This window comes from Citrobacter sp. Cpo142 (genome assembly GCF_030332425.1).
Taxonomy (GTDB): domain Bacteria; phylum Pseudomonadota; class Gammaproteobacteria; order Enterobacterales; family Enterobacteriaceae; genus Citrobacter; species Citrobacter portucalensis.
On sequence record NZ_JAOWHW010000109.1, the window covers coordinates 125,750 to 143,618 of the forward strand.

Annotated in this window: 21 protein-coding genes and 1 pseudogene; 11 read left to right on the plus strand and 11 right to left on the minus strand. The window is 51.5% G+C overall.

Going from position 1 to position 17,869, the window contains the following annotated elements; translation table 11 throughout:
* Nucleotides 1-69: 69 nt before the first annotated feature.
* Nucleotides 70-1,002, plus strand: coding sequence for a DNA-binding transcriptional activator PunR (gene punR / locus OGY18_RS07300; RefSeq protein ID WP_003029215.1), 933 nt, complete (start codon nt 70-72; stop codon nt 1,000-1,002).
* On the opposite strand, the gene purR is transcribed toward punR, so the two are convergent.
* On the minus strand, nt 999-2,024 hold the full coding sequence (gene purR, locus OGY18_RS07305; RefSeq protein ID WP_003832757.1) for an HTH-type transcriptional repressor PurR: 1,026 nt from the start codon (nt 2,022-2,024) through the stop codon (nt 999-1,001). The two genes, punR and purR, sit on opposite strands and share 4 nt — an antisense overlap.
* 297 nt (nt 2,025-2,321) lie before the next feature.
* On the opposite strand from purR, the gene cydH reads away from it, so the two are divergent.
* Together cydH and OGY18_RS07315 are read left to right on the plus strand one after the other, a co-directional pair.
* Nucleotides 2,322-2,411: a cytochrome bd-I accessory subunit CydH gene (gene cydH / locus OGY18_RS07310; RefSeq protein WP_003029209.1), complete on the plus strand. Its 90-nt coding sequence runs from the start codon at nt 2,322-2,324 to the stop codon at nt 2,409-2,411.
* Nucleotides 2,412-2,586: 175 nt separating this feature from the next.
* Nucleotides 2,587-3,756, plus strand: coding sequence for an MFS transporter (locus OGY18_RS07315; RefSeq protein ID WP_003832758.1), 1,170 nt, complete (start codon nt 2,587-2,589; stop codon nt 3,754-3,756).
* A 39-nt stretch (nt 3,757-3,795) separates the two neighbouring features.
* Here OGY18_RS07315 and sodB read toward each other — a convergent pair whose 3' ends face one another.
* The gene (sodB, locus tag OGY18_RS07320) at nt 3,796-4,377 is read right to left on the minus strand and encodes a superoxide dismutase [Fe] (protein WP_003029205.1); all 582 of its coding nucleotides are present in this window, start codon (nt 4,375-4,377) and stop codon (nt 3,796-3,798) included.
* A 127-nt stretch (nt 4,378-4,504) separates the two neighbouring features.
* The gene (locus OGY18_RS07325; RefSeq protein WP_003832759.1) at nt 4,505-5,335 is read right to left on the minus strand and encodes a C40 family peptidase; all 831 of its coding nucleotides are present in this window, start codon (nt 5,333-5,335) and stop codon (nt 4,505-4,507) included.
* A 334-nt stretch (nt 5,336-5,669) separates the two neighbouring features.
* On the opposite strand from OGY18_RS07325, the gene grxD reads away from it, so the two are divergent.
* Nucleotides 5,670-6,017: a monothiol glutaredoxin 4 gene (grxD, locus tag OGY18_RS07330; RefSeq protein ID WP_003832760.1), complete on the plus strand. Its 348-nt coding sequence runs from the start codon at nt 5,670-5,672 to the stop codon at nt 6,015-6,017.
* Between the two features lie 53 nt (nt 6,018-6,070).
* Here grxD and rnt read toward each other — a convergent pair whose 3' ends face one another.
* The 4 genes from rnt to OGY18_RS07350 form a co-directional block, all read right to left on the minus strand.
* Entirely contained in the window at nt 6,071-6,718 is a 648-nt protein-coding gene (gene rnt, locus OGY18_RS07335; protein ID WP_003029200.1) for a ribonuclease T, read from the minus strand.
* A gap of 95 nt (nt 6,719-6,813) precedes the next feature.
* Complete coding sequence (gene gloA / locus OGY18_RS07340) at nt 6,814-7,221, minus strand: lactoylglutathione lyase (RefSeq protein WP_003832762.1); 408 nt, start codon at nt 7,219-7,221, stop codon at nt 6,814-6,816.
* Between the two features lie 97 nt (nt 7,222-7,318).
* Nucleotides 7,319-8,416 carry an alkene reductase gene (locus tag OGY18_RS07345; RefSeq protein ID WP_063941544.1) on the minus strand — a complete coding sequence of 366 codons (1,098 nt, stop codon included), beginning with the start codon at nt 8,414-8,416 and terminating at the stop codon, nt 7,319-7,321.
* A gap of 54 nt (nt 8,417-8,470) precedes the next feature.
* Complete coding sequence (locus tag OGY18_RS07350; RefSeq protein WP_003832766.1) at nt 8,471-9,070, minus strand: TetR/AcrR family transcriptional regulator; 600 nt, start codon at nt 9,068-9,070, stop codon at nt 8,471-8,473.
* Nucleotides 9,071-9,171: 101 nt separating this feature from the next.
* Here OGY18_RS07350 and OGY18_RS07355 point away from each other — a divergent pair, with 101 nt between their 5' ends.
* From OGY18_RS07355 to sodC, 3 genes are all read left to right on the plus strand, one after another.
* Nucleotides 9,172-9,411, plus strand: coding sequence for a DUF1289 domain-containing protein (locus OGY18_RS07355; RefSeq protein WP_003832768.1), 240 nt, complete (start codon nt 9,172-9,174; stop codon nt 9,409-9,411).
* Between the two features lie 49 nt (nt 9,412-9,460).
* Complete coding sequence (locus OGY18_RS07360; RefSeq protein ID WP_149385207.1) at nt 9,461-10,357, plus strand: aldo/keto reductase; 897 nt, start codon at nt 9,461-9,463, stop codon at nt 10,355-10,357.
* 81 nt (nt 10,358-10,438) lie between these two features.
* Nucleotides 10,439-10,963 carry a superoxide dismutase [Cu-Zn] SodC gene (gene sodC, locus OGY18_RS07365; protein WP_286552416.1) on the plus strand — a complete coding sequence of 175 codons (525 nt, stop codon included), beginning with the start codon at nt 10,439-10,441 and terminating at the stop codon, nt 10,961-10,963.
* On the opposite strand, the pseudogene OGY18_RS07370 reads toward sodC, so the two are convergent.
* The 3 genes and pseudogenes from OGY18_RS07370 to OGY18_RS07380 all read right to left on the minus strand — a co-directional run bounded on the left by OGY18_RS07370 (nt 10,939) and on the right by OGY18_RS07380 (nt 14,078).
* A pseudogene (locus tag OGY18_RS07370) lies at nt 10,939-12,979 on the minus strand (FUSC family protein). The gene sodC and the pseudogene OGY18_RS07370 sit on opposite strands and share 25 nt — an antisense overlap.
* On the minus strand, nt 12,976-13,839 hold the full coding sequence (locus OGY18_RS07375; protein WP_032934449.1) for an efflux RND transporter periplasmic adaptor subunit: 864 nt from the start codon (nt 13,837-13,839) through the stop codon (nt 12,976-12,978). The pseudogene OGY18_RS07370 and the gene OGY18_RS07375 overlap by 4 nt, the downstream one beginning before the upstream one ends.
* A 2-nt stretch (nt 13,840-13,841) precedes the next feature.
* A complete protein-coding gene (locus tag OGY18_RS07380) occupies nt 13,842-14,078 on the minus strand; it encodes a DUF1656 domain-containing protein (RefSeq protein ID WP_126318212.1) in 237 nt (78 codons plus the stop codon).
* A 192-nt stretch (nt 14,079-14,270) separates the two neighbouring features.
* Here OGY18_RS07380 and slyA point away from each other — a divergent pair, with 192 nt between their 5' ends.
* Nucleotides 14,271-14,711, plus strand: a complete 441-nt coding sequence (gene slyA / locus OGY18_RS07385; protein ID WP_122973940.1) for a transcriptional regulator SlyA — start codon at nt 14,271-14,273, stop codon at nt 14,709-14,711.
* A 46-nt stretch (nt 14,712-14,757) separates the two neighbouring features.
* Here slyA and slyB read toward each other — a convergent pair whose 3' ends face one another.
* Entirely contained in the window at nt 14,758-15,225 is a 468-nt protein-coding gene (gene slyB / locus OGY18_RS07390) for an outer membrane lipoprotein SlyB (protein ID WP_003029175.1), read from the minus strand.
* Between the two features lie 274 nt (nt 15,226-15,499).
* Here slyB and anmK point away from each other — a divergent pair, with 274 nt between their 5' ends.
* The 3 genes from anmK (at nt 15,500) to pdxH (ending at nt 17,754) form a co-directional block, all read left to right on the plus strand.
* Complete coding sequence (gene anmK, locus OGY18_RS07395; protein WP_003832781.1) at nt 15,500-16,621, plus strand: anhydro-N-acetylmuramic acid kinase; 1,122 nt, start codon at nt 15,500-15,502, stop codon at nt 16,619-16,621.
* Between the two features lie 87 nt (nt 16,622-16,708).
* Entirely contained in the window at nt 16,709-17,038 is a 330-nt protein-coding gene (gene mliC / locus OGY18_RS07400; RefSeq protein ID WP_003029170.1) for a C-type lysozyme inhibitor, read from the plus strand.
* A 59-nt stretch (nt 17,039-17,097) separates the two neighbouring features.
* The gene (pdxH, locus tag OGY18_RS07405; protein WP_003029169.1) at nt 17,098-17,754 is read left to right on the plus strand and encodes a pyridoxamine 5'-phosphate oxidase; all 657 of its coding nucleotides are present in this window, start codon (nt 17,098-17,100) and stop codon (nt 17,752-17,754) included.
* The last annotated feature ends 115 nt before the right edge of the window (nt 17,755-17,869 follow it).

Below are 17,869 nucleotides of genomic sequence, written 5' to 3' on the forward strand. Positions count from 1 at the left end.
AGTGAGTGTAATTCTCGCTGTGAAACGCTAATATTTGCTTACTGATTTCAAATTTTTTGCAGGCAGAATATGTGGTCGGAATATTCACTTGAAGTGGTTGATGCGGTTGCGCGTAACGGTAGCTTTAGTTCGGCCGCGCAGGAGCTGCACCGTGTACCTTCGGCGGTAAGCTACACCGTGCGCCAGCTGGAAGAGTGGCTGGCGGTGCCACTTTTTGAGCGACGCCATCGGGATGTTGAATTAACGCCTGCCGGGGCATGGTTTTTAAAAGAAGGCCGCTCTGTTATCAAAAAAATGCAGATCACGCGCCAGCAATGTCAGCAAATTGCTAACGGCTGGCGCGGACAGTTGGCGATCGCCGTCGATAACATTGTCCGCCCGGATCGTACCCGACAGATGATCGTGGATTTCTACCGTCACTTTGATGATGTGGAATTGTTAGTTTTTCAGGAAGTGTTTAACGGCGTGTGGGACGCACTGTCTGATGGACGCGTGGAACTGGCCATCGGTGCCACACAGGCCATTCCGGTCGGGGGGCGCTATACCTTCCGCGATATGGGAATGCTGAGCTGGAGCTGCGTGGTAGCCAGCCATCATCCACTGGCGTCAATGCCTGGACCGCTAAGTGATGACACGTTGCGCAACTGGCCGTCACTGGTGCGCGAAGATACCTCTCGAACATTGCCGAAGCGTATTACCTGGCTGCTGGACAACCAAAAGCGCGTAGTCGTGCCGGACTGGGAATCCTCAGCGACCTGTTTGTCCGCGGGATTGTGCGTGGGCATGGTACCGACGCATTTTGCCAAACCGTGGATCGATAGCGGCAAATGGGTTGCGCTGCAACTGGAGAACCCTTTTCCTGATGCCGCATGTTGTCTGACATGGCAGCAGAACGATACGTCACCGGCATTGAGTTGGCTGCTGGACTATTTAGGGGATAGTGAAACGTTGAACAAGGAATGGCTGCGGGAGCCAGATGAGACTCCCGCACAACAGGCTTAACGGCGGTAATCGCGGAACGGACCGTCGGCAACGGAGCGACGCTCAACCAGGCGCGGATGCACCTCGATAGACTGTGACTCTTCACGTTTATTCACGATACGGTCTAACAGCATGTTGAAGGCCGTTTCACCCAGTGAATCCTTCGGCTGGTGAATGGTCGTCAAGGCCGGCGTGAAGAAGCGGGCGTTGCGCACGTTGTCGTAGCCGATGAGTGAGACATCCTGCGGTACGCGCAGTCCCATTTCGTCAGCGGCGCACAGCGCACCCATTGCCATAATATCGCCACCGCAGAAGACCGCGGTCGGACGATGAGACTGCGACAGAATTTGCTGCATGGCGCGATAGCCGGATTCAGGCTCAAAATCGCCCTGGACAATCCAGTTTTCAGGCACTTTAATCAGCGCTTCTTCCATCGCTTTCATAAAGCCAGCCAGACGCCCGGCCCCGGTGTTACGTTCCATTGGGCCAGGGATCACGCCAATCTCACGATGACCGCGTTCTACCAGATACCGGCCCGCCATGTAACCGCCTTCGAAGGCGTTATCAATGACCGTATCGGTAAAGTCGGCTTTTGCTTCGCCCCAGTCCATGACGACCATCGGGATATGGCGATACTCTTCGAGCATCGAAAGCAGTGACTCCGGATACTCAGAACACATCACCAGCAGACCATCAACGCGCTTTTGCGCCATCATCGACAGATAAGCCTGCTGCTTTTCGAGACTGTTCCATGCGTTACCCAGGATCAGGGTATAGCCTTTCTGGAAACAGTTTTTCTCAACGGCTTCGATAATTTCGGCGAAATAGGCCGCTTCGCTGCTGGTCGCCAGCAAGCCGATAGACTTGGTGTGATTTACCTTCAGGCTGCGGGCAACAGCACTCGGAGAATAGTGCAGTTCTTTGATTGCTGCCCAGACAGCATTACGTGTTTCTTCCGCGACAAAGCGCGTCTTGTTAATTACGTGTGATACGGTTGTAGTGGAAACGTTTGCTCGCTTCGCTACATCTTTAATTGTTGCCATTACATCTCACTCCAGACCATATCCTAAGCTCCTGAGAATACTCCAGGTAAACGTTTGCCTTTACACACCCTTATCGCAACGTAAGGGTTGCGGCACGCCGGGAAAACGACACGGAACGTCAGGAAGGGGTCAATGGCCGGTACGCTAATCAAGTAAGCGTGGAATTTTGTCTGATCTTAACGAAAAGGGGAAGAGTTAAAAGCAGTTATCAATATAAATCGTGAGAGATTTTTGCTTTCAAGTGTGTAAAAATGCGCAATATCACTTTTTGTGTGGGAATAAAAAGGAGAAAACTTGATGAGCACCGATCTGAAATTTTCGTTAGTGACTACCATTATTGTTCTGGGTTTGATCGTCGCGGGTGGTCTGACCGCAGCGCTGCATTGATTTCCCCGAGGGAGTTAGCTCTCCCTCATCCCTTCGACTCGTTTTTCCCCTCTATTGTTTGCGAATAAGCAAAAGTCTTTTGCAGTTTTGTTAACTTTATTAATTTTGCGATCAATGTCATGCTTTTGACTCTTATTTTATGTCGTGCCACGGCTCGACGATACGGAGTCGAAATATGAAAATCAATTACCCTCTACTGTCGCTGGCAATCGGGGCGTTTGGTATTGGCACCACCGAGTTTTCGCCAATGGGGTTATTGCCCGTCATTGCCAAAGGTGTGGACGTCTCGATTCCGGCGGCTGGCATGCTGATCAGCGCTTATGCAGTAGGTGTGATGGTAGGTGCACCGCTGATGACATTGCTGCTGTCTCATCGTGCGCGACGTAATGCTTTGATATTCCTGATGGCGATTTTCACGCTGGGTAATGTGCTTTCGGCTATCTCGCCGGATTACACCACGCTGATGCTATCGCGCATTTTGACCAGTCTTAACCATGGAGCCTTTTTTGGTCTCGGTTCTGTGGTTGCAGCCAGTGTGGTACCCAAACATAAGCAGGCCAGCGCTGTGGCAACGATGTTTATGGGGTTAACTATCGCCAATATTGGCGGCGTTCCGGCGGCGACCTGGCTTGGTGAAACCATCGGCTGGCGCATGTCGTTTATGGCCACTGCAGGGCTGGGCGTCATTGCGATGGTCAGCCTGTTCTTCTCATTACCCAAGGGGGGAGCAGGAGAGCGCCCGGATGTCCGTAGCGAACTGGCGGTACTTATGCGCCCGCAGGTGCTGTCGGCGTTACTGACTACCGTACTGGGTGCTGGGGCGATGTTCACGCTGTATACCTACATCTCGCCGGTTCTGCATACTATCACTCATGCTACACCGGCATTTGTTACCGGGATGCTGGTGTTGATAGGTGTTGGCTTCTCGATCGGTAACTATTTTGGCGGCAAACTGGCTGACCGTTCAGTCAACGGTACGCTAAAAGGCTTTTTACTGCTGCTGATGGTTATTATGCTGGCCATTCCTTTCCTTGCGCGTAATGAGTTGGGAGCGGCGGTCAGTATGGTGGTCTGGGGCGCGGCGACGTTTGCGGTCGTTCCACCGTTGCAGATGCGTGTGATGCGCGTTGCCAGCGAAGCACCTGGATTATCATCGTCAGTCAATATTGGCGCGTTTAATCTGGGGAACGCACTGGGGGCTGCGGCCGGTGGGGCGGTAATCTCTGGCGGCCTGGGCTACAGTTTTGTGCCGGTAATGGGGGCGATTGTGGCGGGTCTTGCGCTGCTGCTGGTGTTCATTTCCGCAAGAAGACAGCCTGAAGAGGCTTTCACTACCGCGAATTAATGCAAAAACGCAGAAGGAAGTCCTTCTGCGTTATCTTTTTTATGCTGCGAAGTTCTTCGCAACAAATTCCCAGTTCACCAGTGCCCAGAAATGTTCCAGGTAGCCAGGACGAGCATTGCGATAATCGATGTAGTAGGCGTGTTCCCATACGTCAACGGTCATCAGCGGCGTCGCGTCGGTGGTCAGCGGAGTACCTGCGTTGGAGGTGGAGACGATAGCCAGTTTGCCATCCGTTCCTTTAACCAGCCAGGTCCAGCCAGAACCGAAGTTTTTGATAGCGGCATCGGTGAATTGCGCTTTGAAATCTGCAAAGCTGCCAAAGGAAGCGGCTATTGCATCGGCCAGTTTTCCGGTCGGTTCACCACCTGCGTTTGGTGCCAGGCAGTTCCAGTAGAACGTGTGGTTCCATACTTGTGCTGCGTTATTGAATACACCGCCTTCAGAGCTACGAACGATCTCTTCCAGTGATTTGCCTTCAAACGCCGTGCCTTTAATCAGATTGTTCAGATTGGTCACGTAGGTTTGATGGTGTTTGCCATAGTGATATTCCAGCGTTTCGGCAGAAATGTGCGGTGCCAGAGCATCTTTGGCATACGGTAATGCAGGTAATTCAAACGACATTGCTTCTCTCCTTATTATTTATATTGAGTACACACAATAGCCTCATTGTGAGTAAGGATAGGGTAGCAAATTGAAAGGTTATGCAAAAGAAGAACTTACCCTACAGTATGTTCTGTAGGGTAAGTTTTTAGCGAATTGTTTTTGGCGTCATTACCCGACGAGCGCCCACATAGTGGCGCTGCCAGTAATCTTCGCTCAGAGAGGTGATTTGAATTTCCTGCCCGCTGCGCGGTGACTGAATAAACTTACCGTTGCCGACGTAGACGCCGACGTGATCGGCTGTGCCGCGACCCTGGGTACGAAAGAATACCAGATCGCCATTTTTCAGTTCGCCACGTTCAATTGGTGCGGCATCACGCAGATGGTACATTTCATTCGCGGTACGCGGAATGCGGAACTTCACCAGATCTTTATAGGCGTAATAAACCAGACCGCTGCAGTCAAACCCGGTTCTTGGCGAGGAGCCGCCCCAACGATAAGGTTTACCGATTTGGTTCATCAAGGTGGACATAGCTGTTTTAGTCGCTTTCTGCACTTTCACTTTATGTGCGTCAGCAAGCGTAGTCGGTGCAGTGGTTTTCACCTTCACGCAGCGTGGTTTATGACCTTTGCGCGGTGTGCATTTTTCCGTCCAGGTAACGGCTGCGGTTTGTGCTGCGGCAGTTTTACCACGGCGATTTGCAGTTTTAGTCGACTTTGCCGGAGTGGCAGTGCGTTTTTTAGAAGAGGAAGCGGTTTTGGTGCTGGTTTTGCTGGTGGTCTTTGTCGCCGTTTTCTTACTGGTCTTTGTTGTTTTTTGGCTGGTTGTTGCGCTTTTCTTTTTATCTACCGTTTTGATGGTGTGAGAATTGGTAGGTGTCGTCCTGGCCTGCTTGGAAGCATGAGCCATAGGCGTAAAGGGCAGTGTAGTAAAAAGCAAAGCACAGAGCGTGATCGAGATTCGGTTTATCCGCGCCACTGAGCAGTCCTCTGGTAAGGCAGGTCTATCGTGCCTGCGTGTGATTTTCAAAACTTGATGATTCTAATCTATAGAAAGAGGGAAAGTTAATAGCTTTTTTTGTTTAAAACTATGTTTCGTAACCGACCGCAAAAAAAAACAGCAATTAACGTTTGAGTTGGTGAACGGATAATCAAATCCACATGTTTGAAGGGGATAAGTGAGATTGTGAATGCAACTTTTAGCGTCAGGGGATAAAATAATAACGCGTAATGAAAATGTTATTTTCCGTTGCCTGTCTGACCCGTTACAATGTCAGACTACTGCCGTAAAAGAAGTTTAAGGAAGCAAGATAATGAGCACCACTATCGAAAAAATCCAGCGCCAGATCGCTGAAAACCCGATTCTCCTGTACATGAAAGGTTCCCCTAAACTGCCAAGCTGCGGTTTCTCCGCACAGGCTGTGCAGGCGCTGTCAGCCTGTGGTGAACGCTTTGCTTACGTTGATATTCTGCAGAACCCGGATATTCGCGCCGAACTGCCGAAATACGCAAACTGGCCGACCTTCCCGCAACTGTGGGTTGATGGTGAGCTGGTTGGCGGTTGTGACATTTTGATCGAAATGTACCAGCGCGGTGAGTTGCAGCAGCTGATTAAAGAAACAGCAGCGAAATACAAAACCGAAGAGCCGGACGCTGAGTAATACCAGCAGAAGTAAAAAAGCGACCTGAAATGGTCGCTTTTTTTATATCGCCGTTACGCTTCTTCAGGCACGGGAAGAGGCCAACCGCCGAGACGTTTCCAGCGGTTAACGATTTCGCAAAACAGCACGGCCGTACGTTCGGTGTCATACAGCGCCGAGTGCGCCTGATTCCCGTCAAACTCCATTCCCGCCGCCAGGCACGCTTTTGATAACACAGTCTGCCCCAGAGACAGGCCGCTTAATGCCGCCGTATCAAAGGTTACAAATGGGTGGAATGGATTACGTTTGAGTGAGGCGCGTTCTGCTGCAGCCATCATGAAACTGTGGTCGAACGTAGCGTTATGTGCCACCATGATCGCCCGATTGCAGCCGCTGTCTTTAATGCCTTTACGCACCATTTTGAAGATGGCATGCAGAGCATCATATTCGCTGACCGCACCGCGTAGCGGATTGTTAGGGTCAATACCGTTAAAGGCGAGCGCTTCCGGTTGCAAATTGGCACCTTCAAACGGCTCTACGTGGAAATGTAACGTCGTGTCCGGCATCAGCCAGCCTTGTTCATCCATTTTCAGTGTGATGGCGGCAATCTCAAGCAGCGCATCGGTTTTGGCATTGAACCCTGCGGTTTCGACATCAATGACGACAGGATAAAAACCACGAAAACGGTCACACAGACCGGAAAGTTGAGCGTTATCGGACATCTGGGTCTCTTAATACGGGAAAATTGCAGCGCGTATTATGGCAAAATGATGAGTATAAAACTATGGGCACAGACGATCTGCGCCCGAGGGGGAGATTAATCGCCCAGGCCGCGCCCGGCGTCTTTCTCTTCGATCAGCTCAATTTTGTAGCCGTCCGGATCTTCAACGAACGCAATCACTGTGGTGCCGCCTTTTACTGGACCTGCTTCACGCGTTACGTTACCGCCATTCTGGCGAATACGTTCACAGGCTTCAGCCGCGTTGTCTACGCTCAGGGCGATATGGCCATAGGCAGTACCCAGATCATACTTGTCGACACCCCAGTTATAGGTCAGTTCGATTACTGCTTCACTGGTTTCAGGACCGTAGCCGACAAAAGCCAGAGAGTACTTGTATTCAGGGTTTTCGCTGGTACGCAGCAGCTTCATGCCCAGCACGTTGGTATAAAACTCGATGGAACGCTGCAGGTCACCCACGCGCAGCATGGTATGGAGTAAACGCATCTTTTTCCCCTTCAAAAATGGCTAATACATTCAAAATGTTGTTTTAGTATAGCGGCGTTGTTACGCCGCTATCAATGGCAGAACGGAGATTGTGACGTTAGAGGGTAGGATAGTCGGTGTAACCTTCCGCGCCGCCGCCGTAGAAGCTCTCGGCACGTTGCGGATTCAGTTCTGCTTTGCGTTGCAGACGCGCCACCAGATCCGGGTTAGCAATATAGGCGCGACCAAAAGCAACGGCGTCGATCAGACCTTTCTCGATCAGCGCTTCTGCTTTTTCTGGGGTGTAAGCACCAGCACCGATGATAGGACCGTGGAAGCGCGCGCGAACTTTTTCGCGGAACGCATCGGAATACGGCTCGCCACCGGCCCAGTCCGGCTCAGACATGTGCAGGTAAGCGATTCCGCGCTTGCCCAATTGTTCAATCAGATACAGCGCATCGGCTTCTTCGTTCGGACCGTTGTCAACGTTCTGGAAAGTGCCAATCGGGGAGACGCGAATACCAATGCGATCGGCACCCCATTCTTTAATACCGGCGTCAACCACTTCCAGCACCAGACGCGCACGATTTTCGACGCTGCCACCGTATTGATCGGTACGCTGGTTAGACGTTGGCGACAGGAACTGGTGCAGCAGGTAGCCGTGGGCAGAGTGCAGTTCAACCATATCGAAACCTGCCACGCGCGCATTGGCTATCGCCTGACGGAAGTCATTAACGATACCCGGAATCTCTTCTGTTTCCAGCGCACGTGGCATTGAGGTATCGGCACGCGTTGCCAGGCCGTTTTCATCACGCAGCGATGTGCGGGTTCCAGCGCTAATCGCGGAAGGTGCAACTGGAGCTTGGCCGTTTGGCTGCAGACTGGCGTGAGAGATGCGTCCGGTGTGCCACAACTGGACAGCAATATGACCTTGCTCAGCGTGTACGGCAGCAGTGATTTTCTTCCATGCGGCAATTTGCGCTTCGCTGTGTAAGCCGGGTGCTCCGGCATAGCCTTTCGCCTGTGCGGAAATCTGCGTCGCTTCACTGATGATAAGACCCGCGCTGGCGCGTTGACGGTAATACTCGGCCATCAGCGGAGTAGGGATGTCGCCAGGCTCAATACTGCGCAGACGCGTCAGTGGCGCCATAAATACGCGGTTTGCTGCCGTAATGGCACCCACTTTCAGTGGGGAAAACAGTTTTTCAGATGACATGTGGCACTCCTGAATAGACCGGTCGTCTAGTAATAAAGAAAATAAAAACGCCTGTTAAACGGCAGGCGTTGTGATGATGTTTTTAACGTGCGCCAGCGCATTTTCCAGCGGAGTGGCGCTACGAGAAATCTTGGCCTGCAGGTTGGCGCCAAGCCACAGCGCATACAGTACCTGCGCCTGCTGTAAAGGCTCGCCAACAAAAGACAGACAATGGCTGGCCTGACCTTTCTCCAGCGCCTGCGCTAACAGCACAATAATATGCCGCGCGCCTTTATCCATCGCAGTGCGCATATCTTCTGACAGATCGCACACTTCGGCAGACAGTTTTACTGTTAAACAGCCGCTAATAATGCCGTGCTGGCTAAACTGGTTCAGGGTTTCCTGATAGTAGGCCAGAATGCGGTCGCGGTAGTTTCCCGCTCCCGTATCAAAGTGCGTAGCCAGTCGCCGATGATAGGCCGCATAGTGGCGTTCCAGCATCGCGACACCGAACGCTTCTTTAGAGCGAAAGTAATGATAAAACGAACCTTTGGGTACTTCAGCGGTTTTCAGTAGTTCGCTTAAACCCATGCCGGTGAAGCCGCGCTGCATACACAGCAGTTCGCCAGTCGCCAGCAGATGTTCGCGTGTATCGTGTTCAGTGATTTTGTTCATGAAAACGAGTGTAATAGACCAGTCGGTCTAATGCAATAGCGCTTGCGAGAAATTCAGTTAACGTCTTCAATAGGTATATCAATCTTATTAAAGGAGGGGATGTGGCCGAACAGCTGGAGTTTTTCCCCGTCCAGAGCCCATGCCGTGGAATATGTCAGTCTGACGAACGCGGCTTTTGCCGTGGCTGTTTTCGCAGTCGGGATGAGCGTTTTAACTGGCAAAAAATGAGCGATACCCAAAAGCAGGAAGTGCTGCGGCTTTGTCGTCAGCGCCTGATGCGTAAATTACGAGCAAACAAAGCCAACCCTTCGGAAGAACCGCAACAACCTTCACTCTTTTAAAAGCGTAATTGCGTATACTCGAGGCACATTCACTTAAAAGGAAGCTGCTATGGTTCAGCGTATTACTATTGCGCCGCAAGGCCCGGAATTTTCTCGCTTTGTGATGGGGTACTGGCGCCTGATGGACTGGAATATGTCCGCGCGCCAGCTAGTCAGCTTTATTGAAGAGCATCTGGATCTTGGCGTGACCACCGTCGATCACGCCGATATTTACGGTGGATACCAGTGTGAAGCGGCGTTTGGTGAGGCAATGAAGCTGGCTCCGCATTTGCGTGAAAAAATGCAGATTGTGACCAAATGCGGGATCGCGACGACGGCGCGCGCGGAAAATGCGCTGGGCCACTACATCACCGACAGTGCACATATTATTGCCAGTGCAGAAGAGTCGCTGAAGCTGTTGGCGACCGATCATATTGATCTGCTGCTGATCCACCGTCCCGATCCGCTTATGGATGCTGACGATGTCGCCGACGCTTTTAAAAAATTGCACCATAGTGGCAAAGTGCGTCACTTTGGCGTCTCCAACTTTACTCCTTCACAGTTTTCGCTGCTGCAATCGCGTCTGCCGTTTACTCTGGCGACCAACCAGGTAGAAATTTCACCAGTACATCAGCCGCTCCTGTTGGATGGTACTTTAGATCAACTGCAACAGTTACGTATTCACCCGATGGCCTGGTCCTGTCTCGGCGGTGGTCGCCTGTTTAATGATGATGCTTTCCAGCCTTTACGTGATGAGCTTGCCGTGATCGCAGAAGAGTTGAATGCGCAGTCTATTGAACAGGTGGTATACGCCTGGATTTTACGTCTGCCGTCTCAGCCGCTGCCGATTATTGGCTCAGGAAAAATAGAGCGTGTACGTGCTGCCATTGAGTCTGAGTCGCTGAACATGTCTCGCCAGCAATGGTTCCGCATTCGTAAAGCGGCGCTGGGTTACGACGTACCCTAATCGCGTTTTTGGCGCATCTCCGTTCAAATTTGTGTCACTGGTTTACACTTAACAATCAGACACCTTTTGGACGGAGGTCTTATGAAGCGTTTGAGTTTGGCCATTATCACTCTACTCGCCTGTGCATGTGCGCAGGCTGCCAGTGAAGAAAAAGTGACAATGAATCTGGTCACATCGCAAGGCGTCGGCCAGGCGATTGGTACGGTCACTATTACTGAAACCGCAAAGGGGCTGGAGTTTACGCCCGATCTGAAGGCGTTGCCGCCAGGTGAACATGGCTTCCATGTGCATATGAACGGCAGCTGCCAACCGGCAATTAAAGATGGGAAAGCCTCAGCCGCAGAATCGGCTGGCGGCCATTATGATCCGCACCAAACCGGCAAACATGAAGGCCCGGAAGGCGCAGGTCATATGGGCGACCTGCCGCTATTGGTGGTGAATAACGACGGTAACGCTACAACGCCGGTCGTTGCGCCGCGGCTTAAAACGCTCGATGAGGTTAAAGGTAAAGCGCTGATGATCCATGTGGGCGGCGATAATATGTCCGATCAACCGAAACCGCTTGGCGGTGGCGGAGCACGCTATGCCTGTGGTGTTATCAAATAATCAACGACTGAGAGTGCCCGGCGGCGGCGCCTGTTCGAGTTGTGAAAGCGAGCAGTGTAGCCGCCAGACCAGTGCCGACAGTTCCTGCGCAGCGGGTTGATGATGGTGGGCAAGCGTATCGCAGATGCGCTGTAGCTCATTCAGTGTGGCATTCAGTGGTCGTTGCTGGACGCCACGCTCGCTCATTACATCGCGCAGCAGCGAGATACACACGTCCCTGACGCGAGCCAGCGGATCGGAACGCGCCTCCCAGGTACGCAGTTGCCACACCACGTGCGAGCAGTTCAGTAAAACGACCCCCCAACGTAATAACCAGCGTCGCGCCAGCGCATCCTGACTGTTGCTGAGCTGGCTGACGTGATGATAGGTCAGCGATTCAAATTCGTTTTCACTGAGTGATGGATGTCGGCTGAGCTGATCGACAAAATCCCGGCGCAGGGCGCGAATATGGCGGCGACTTTTCCGTGCATCCGATCCGGGGCGCAGAATGGCGAAGGCCAGCCATGATAGCGCCACGCCGGTGATTTTCGCCATATTGTCATTCAGGAAATCAGCAAAATCATATACCGGCGGATTGGTTACCGCGATAAACGAACCCATAAATACAATCAGCTGCCCCCAAAGACCTGCCAGGGCGGGCATTTGCAGCTTCAACAGTTGCATGGTGGCGAGTAACGGGAAGAGAAAGAGAATGAATTGCCAGAGATCGGAAATTTGCACCATCAGGCCAAACTTAACCACAAAGCTAAACAGCGACAGCAGAACCAGCGTGCGCATTAGTAAAGAAAGCGATTTGAACGGCGTGGCGACGGCGGAATATAGCACGCTGCTGATCGCGGCGAGCGTGAGTGCACCAGAGCCTGATTCCCATTGTGCGCCAATGCTCCATGCGCCGATAAGCATCAAAGTGCAGAACGTACGCAACCCGCTCCAGATAGCTTCCGCATTATCGGTATGACGGGCAAGCCCCGGCGTGCGGGCGATATTAATACGCTCGGCGGTAACACCATTTTCCAGTAAATGCAGATAATGGCTGCTGCGCAGGTAGAGTCGACAAAAATAACGCAGTCGTTGCCAGAAGGCGACGTGTCGATAGTCGCGGGCATCGACGGGCCGCAGTGGGGCAATAATACGTGCGACAGTGTAGCTATTCGCATTGGATTTGATTAGTTCGCTGAGCAACTGTTCGATGATTTCCCGGGTATTGGACGGGGGATTAGGCCAGTTCAGCAGCATCCTGCGCAGACTGGAAATCACGCTGGTCATGCGTAACTGCTGGTGCAACAGCGAATTGAGCAAAGCATTCTGGCGACGAAAACGATAATGACTCCAGAAAGCCTGAATACGCAGCAGGTTCATGGTCAGAATCTGCCCGATAACACCTTCATGGGCTGTGCGAATGGCATCCGTGGTTTCTGGTTGCCAGAGTAGGCTGGCATGTTCCAGTAAACGTGAATGCATGTTTTTCAATGCAGTCAGTAACGTGGTGCCATCGGAGGTGCTGGGCAGGATCATCATCATCACGCCGCCACACAGGATACCGACGATGACTTCACACACGCGTGCCTGCGCGATATCCCATAACTGCGTAATTTCCACGGTATTGACCATGGGAAACGCAATGATCGCCGCCGTATAACCCGCCAGTTGAAAGGCGTAGGCAACGTTATTGGTGAAATGCGCACAGGCCCAGGTACAAAATCCGATCCACACCGACATGCTCAGCAAAAACAGCCACGGCTCATTGAGAGTATGACCGGCAATAATCAGTGCGGCGGTGGCTCCCAGTAGGCTACCCGCTACGCGACCCAGACTTTTGCTGATAACCCCGCCAACGGTGGGAAAACTAACCACCGCCGCCGAGGTCATTGCCCAGTAGGGCTCATCCAGATTCAGATAATAAGCAAAAGTTAACGCCAGGCACATCGCAATGGTGTTACGCAGCGCATAACGCCACTGTGCCGCCGTGGCTTTAAACCACGGCAAATTGCCTGGTGTCAGGCGGGGCAGTTTCATTTACGCTGGCCGATGGATACGCTGCAGGTTGTACCTGACACCAGCGTGACCTCCCGCGGCAGGGCGTCGAATTCGATGCGTACCGGGACACGCTGCGCCAGACGCACCCACGGCACGTTGGGTTTGATGTCGGGAATCAGGCCGGAATCACTTTCCACACTTTGATCGTAGATGGCACGGCCAATACTGGAAACGTGACCCTGTAACTTTATATCACCGCTGTAGAGCGTGATAAGGGCGGGCGCACCCTCGCGAATGTGGCGTAACTTAGTTTCTTCAAAATATCCCATCACATAAAAAGAGTGACTGTCGACAAGGGCAAACAGGGGCTTACCGGTTGAGGCGTAATCACCGGTACGGGTAGACAGGTTTGTGACCCAACCCGCTACGGGGGCTTTGACCACCGTTTGCGTCAGTTGCCACTGGGCCTGGCGCAAACTGGCCTCAGCCGCTTCAACGCTTGCCTGCATGGCTTTTACGTTGAGATTTGCGGTATCCAGATCCTCGGCTGAGATGTAATTTTGCGATAAATGACGGCGGCGGTTGGCTTCGTTATTGGCTTTCGCCAGGTCAGACTGCGCTTTTGCCAGTTGCGCTTGCGCATTCAGTTCAGCAATGTGAAATGGCGTCTTGTCGATAATAAAAAGGACATCGCCTTTATTCACAAACTGGTTATCTTTTATATAGAGTTCGCTAATGCTGCCTGACACTTGCGGCGTGATGCTGACCTGCTCAGCACGTACTTTGCCATCACGTGTCCAGGGCGATTGCATATAGTAATTCCACATCCACCATCCGGCGAAAACTGCGATTGCAGCGACTATAATAGTGGAGAAGTATTTAACGGTTTTAAGCGACATAATCACCACGCTATCAGCATAACAAAGGCCAGACATACGCAAAGCGTAAAGAGTGACAGATCCATTAGCAGGGGATGCCAGATTTCGCCGGAGTAAATCCAGTCGCGCAGCAGGCGATGAACAACCAGCCAGAGAATAAATCCTGCTACAATCGACTTGAAAACAGGAGGGAAGTAGACAGATGCGCCGATCATTAAATCTTGTAGGGGCAATCCTGTTGCATTAAACATAAACTTCACGGGCAAAATCCTTGACGGAAGAGAGCATTGCTATAGGTTTAGCAAAAAAGAGACAATGAGTCTCTGTAACGCATAATGTCTGAAAAAATGTCAGCCGGTAAGCAAATTTGGCAATACATTTGTTTTGGGAATACAAATGCTGCACACTATTCTAAAATCAGCACAATAACTTAGCAAGCTAATTATAAGGAGATGAAATTGGAATCGCCATTAGGTTCTGATCTGGCACGGTTGGTGCGCATTTGGCGTGCTCTGATTGACCATCGCCTGAAACCTCTGGAGTTGACGCAGACGCATTGGGTTACGCTGCACAACATTCATCAGTTGCCGCCGGATCAATCGCAGATTCAGCTGGCTAAAGCGATTGGCATCGAGCAGCCTTCGCTGGTACGTACGCTTGACCAGTTGGAAGAAAAGGGACTCATTTCACGACAGACTTGCGCCAGCGATCGTCGAGCTAAGAGAATTAAACTGACAGAGAAGGCTGAGCCGCTGATCGCTGATATGGAAGCGGTGATCAACAAAACACGTGGAGAAATTCTGGAAGGGATTTCAGCTGAGGAAATTGATCTGCTGATTAAGCTGGTTGCCAAACTCGAACACAATATTATTGAACTGCAGTCACAGGATTGAAACGATAAGTTACGTGTGGCCAGAGCCTGACCACACGTGAATTCGATTAGCGTGGAGACACGGTAACCTGGCTGCCGTTGTTAGCCATAACAACGCGCTGGCCGGCTGAAAACTTGGTCGCACCCTGTTTCTGAACCACCATGATGGTATTACCATCATCCTTACGGATTTCCAGTTCCACACCCTGGGTTTTATTCATCGCACCTTGTACGCCTTGACCCGCTACGCCACCGGCAACTGCACCTGCAGCCGTCGCTAATGAACGACCCGTACCGCCGCCGACGGTGTTACCAAGGAACCCGCCGAGTACCGCACCACCAATAGCACCAATCACGTTTGCGTCATCGCCACCCTGGATTTGCACCGGACGAACATGAACAATCGTACCGTAGGTAACGTTCTGAACTTGTTTCGCTTCGGATGCGGTATATACGTCGCCTGAAAGGCTATCATTGTTAACGCAACCCGCTAAAGATACGCCCATTAATGAAACAATCAGCACACGTTTAATCATTTACAAATCTCCTTTGTCACCACGAAACGCTAATAAAACACCCTTCATGGTTAAATTATATGGCATTTGTGAGCCTAAGGTCACATGTTCTACTGGAACAATATGAAAATCTTAACCGAAATTGGATCAACCGAGTATAAACGAATCATTCATGTAATTGATGTAATTAAACGATCATTGTAATGATTAGCCACCAAAAATCATTAAGGAAGCATGGCATTAGTCGACACTTTATGGTTGAGTGTCAAGGCTAATTTGCTTAAAAGGATGACCTATGAAATCGGGCCGTTTTATCGGTGTAATGTCTGGAACCAGCCTTGATGGCGTCGATGTTGTGCTGGCGACAATAGATGAAACGATGGTTGCGCAGCAGGCGAGTCTGACCTGGCCCATCCCCATTCATGTTAAACAAGCGATTCTGGATATCTGCCAGGGGCAGCAGCTTACTCTTTCTCAGTTTGGTCAGTTAGATGCACAGCTCGGTTATCTATTTGCTGAGGCGGTGAATGCGCTGTTGGTGCAAGAAAAATTGAAACCGCAGGATATCGTTGCGATTGGTTGTCACGGGCAAACCGTGTGGCATGAACCGAACGGTGCTGCGCCGCACACGCTGCAAATTGGTGATAACAACCAGATTGTCGCGCGTACCGGGATAACCGTAGTCGGCGATTTTCGTCGACGTGATATCGCCCTTGGCGGGCAGGGTGCACCGCTCGTTCCCGCGTTTCATCAGGCACTGCTGGCACATCCAACGGAACGGCGAATGGTGTTAAACATCGGCGGTATTGCCAATCTGTCTCTGCTTATTCCGCAACAACCCGTTCGTGGATACGACACCGGGCCGGGCAATATGCTGATGGATGCCTGGATCTGGAGGCAATGTGGCCAGCCCTACGACAAAGATGCGCAGTGGGCCATTTCAGGAACGGTGATCTTACCGTTGCTGCAGAATATGCTTAACGACCCTTATTTTTCCGCGCCTGCGCCGAAAAGCACCGGCCGTGAGTATTTTAATTACGGCTGGATAGAGCGTCATCTGGCGCAGTTTCCGGGAATTAGCCCACGAGATGTACAGGCGACGCTTGCCGAACTGACGGCAGTAACCATTTCAGAGCAGGTCTTGTTAAGCGGCGGCTGTGATCGACTCATGGTATGTGGTGGTGGCAGTCGTAATCCACTGCTGATGATGCGTCTGGCGGCATTATTACCGGGTACAGAGGTCACCTCAACCGATGAAGCCGGGATCAGCGGTGATGATATGGAAGCGTTAGCCTTTGCATGGTTGGCGTGGCGAACACTGGCCGGATTGCCGGGAAATTTACCGTCTGTGACTGGGGCGTCAGAGCCGAGTGTTTTAGGGGCAATTTATCCTGCCAATCCGCGAACTCAGAGTTAACTGAAATTATTCAGCGCGGTATGCCGGTAAACTAAGGATATTAGGGAGGGTGCCATTACCCTCCAGGACCAGGAAAGTCTTCAGGATATGGCTATGAAAAAACTGTTGTTAGTGTGTCTGCCCGTACTGCTTAGCGGTTGTAGTGTGTACAACCAATTTGTCGAGCGTATGCAAACGGATACGCTTGAATACCGCTGCGACGAAAAACCGCTGACCGTGAAGCTGAACAATACCCGCCAGACGGCAAGCTTTGTTTATGATAATCAACTATTGAACCTCAAACAGGGCGTGTCGGCATCAGGTGCACGTTATACCGATGGTATCTACGTATTTTGGTCTAAAGGCGACGAGGCAACGGTCTATAAACGAGACAGAATTGTGCTAAATAACTGTCAGTTACAGAACCCGAAGCGTTGAGATTTTCACCTGGGCGGCGCACAATAGCGTCACCCACTGACAATCCGTAGCCAAACATCATGTCTGATAACGACGAATTGCAGCAAATCGCGCATCTGCGCCGTGAATACACGAAAGGCGGTCTTCGCCGCCGCGATCTTCCCGCCGAACCCCTTGCGCTGTTTGAGCGCTGGCTGGGGCAAGCCTGTGATGCCAAACTGGCCGATCCCACCGCAATGGTCGTTGCGACCGTTGATGAAAATGGCCAGCCTTATCAGCGTATCGTGTTACTCAAACATTATGATGACAAAGGGCTGGTGTTCTATACCAACCTTGGCAGCCGTAAGGCGCATCAGATCGAGAAAAATCCACGCATCAGCCTTTTATTTCCCTGGCATACGCTGGAACGGCAGGTGATGGTGATCGGCAAGGCAGAGCGTCTTTCCACACTCGAAGTGGTGAAATACTTCCACAGTCGCCCACGCGACAGTCAGATTGGCGCCTGGGTCTCAAAACAATCCAGTCGGATCTCCGCGCGCGGTATTCTCGAAAGCAAATTCCTCGAACTGAAGCAGAAGTTTCAGCAAGGGGAAGTTCCTCTGCCCAGTTTCTGGGGCGGCTTTCGCGTGAGTATTGAACAAATGGAGTTCTGGCAGGGCGGTGAAAACCGTCTGCACGATCGTTTTTTATACCAACGCGAAGATAACGCGTGGAAAATTGATCGCCTGGCCCCCTAAAGATGCAAATTTCTTGTTTTAAGCGCTGGTGCTGATCAATCCGGCGCTTTATTCTATGTTTCTTTCGCATCAGGCGAAAAGTCGTGTACCGGCAAAGGTGCAGTCGTTTTATACA

Bases quoted from the DNA above. Each gene is read 5' to 3' on its own strand.
- grxD (WP_003832760.1), top strand. From the start codon at position 5,670: ATGAGCACCACTATCGAAAAAATCCAGCGCCAGATCGCTGAAAACCCG.
- OGY18_RS07350 (WP_003832766.1), bottom strand. From the start codon at position 9,070: ATGAACAAAATCACTGAACACGATACACGCGAACATCTGCTGGCGACT.
- purR (WP_003832757.1), bottom strand. From the start codon at position 2,024: ATGGCAACAATTAAAGATGTAGCGAAGCGAGCAAACGTTTCCACTACA.
- slyA (WP_122973940.1), top strand. From the start codon at position 14,271: ATGAAATTGGAATCGCCATTAGGTTCTGATCTGGCACGGTTGGTGCGC.
- mliC (WP_003029170.1), top strand. From the start codon at position 16,709: ATGGCTATGAAAAAACTGTTGTTAGTGTGTCTGCCCGTACTGCTTAGC.
- anmK (WP_003832781.1), top strand. From the start codon at position 15,500: ATGAAATCGGGCCGTTTTATCGGTGTAATGTCTGGAACCAGCCTTGAT.
- punR (WP_003029215.1), top strand. From the start codon at position 70: ATGTGGTCGGAATATTCACTTGAAGTGGTTGATGCGGTTGCGCGTAAC.
- pdxH (WP_003029169.1), top strand. From the start codon at position 17,098: ATGTCTGATAACGACGAATTGCAGCAAATCGCGCATCTGCGCCGTGAA.
- gloA (WP_003832762.1), bottom strand. From the start codon at position 7,221: ATGCGTTTACTCCATACCATGCTGCGCGTGGGTGACCTGCAGCGTTCC.
- slyB (WP_003029175.1), bottom strand. From the start codon at position 15,225: ATGATTAAACGTGTGCTGATTGTTTCATTAATGGGCGTATCTTTAGCG.
- sodB (WP_003029205.1), bottom strand. From the start codon at position 4,377: ATGTCGTTTGAATTACCTGCATTACCGTATGCCAAAGATGCTCTGGCA.
- rnt (WP_003029200.1), bottom strand. From the start codon at position 6,718: ATGTCCGATAACGCTCAACTTTCCGGTCTGTGTGACCGTTTTCGTGGT.
- sodC (WP_286552416.1), top strand. From the start codon at position 10,439: ATGAAGCGTTTGAGTTTGGCCATTATCACTCTACTCGCCTGTGCATGT.
- cydH (WP_003029209.1), top strand. From the start codon at position 2,322: ATGAGCACCGATCTGAAATTTTCGTTAGTGACTACCATTATTGTTCTG.
- OGY18_RS07345 (WP_063941544.1), bottom strand. From the start codon at position 8,416: ATGTCATCTGAAAAACTGTTTTCCCCACTGAAAGTGGGTGCCATTACG.
- OGY18_RS07315 (WP_003832758.1), top strand. From the start codon at position 2,587: ATGAAAATCAATTACCCTCTACTGTCGCTGGCAATCGGGGCGTTTGGT.
- OGY18_RS07360 (WP_149385207.1), top strand. From the start codon at position 9,461: ATGGTTCAGCGTATTACTATTGCGCCGCAAGGCCCGGAATTTTCTCGC.
- OGY18_RS07375 (WP_032934449.1), bottom strand. From the start codon at position 13,839: ATGTCGCTTAAAACCGTTAAATACTTCTCCACTATTATAGTCGCTGCA.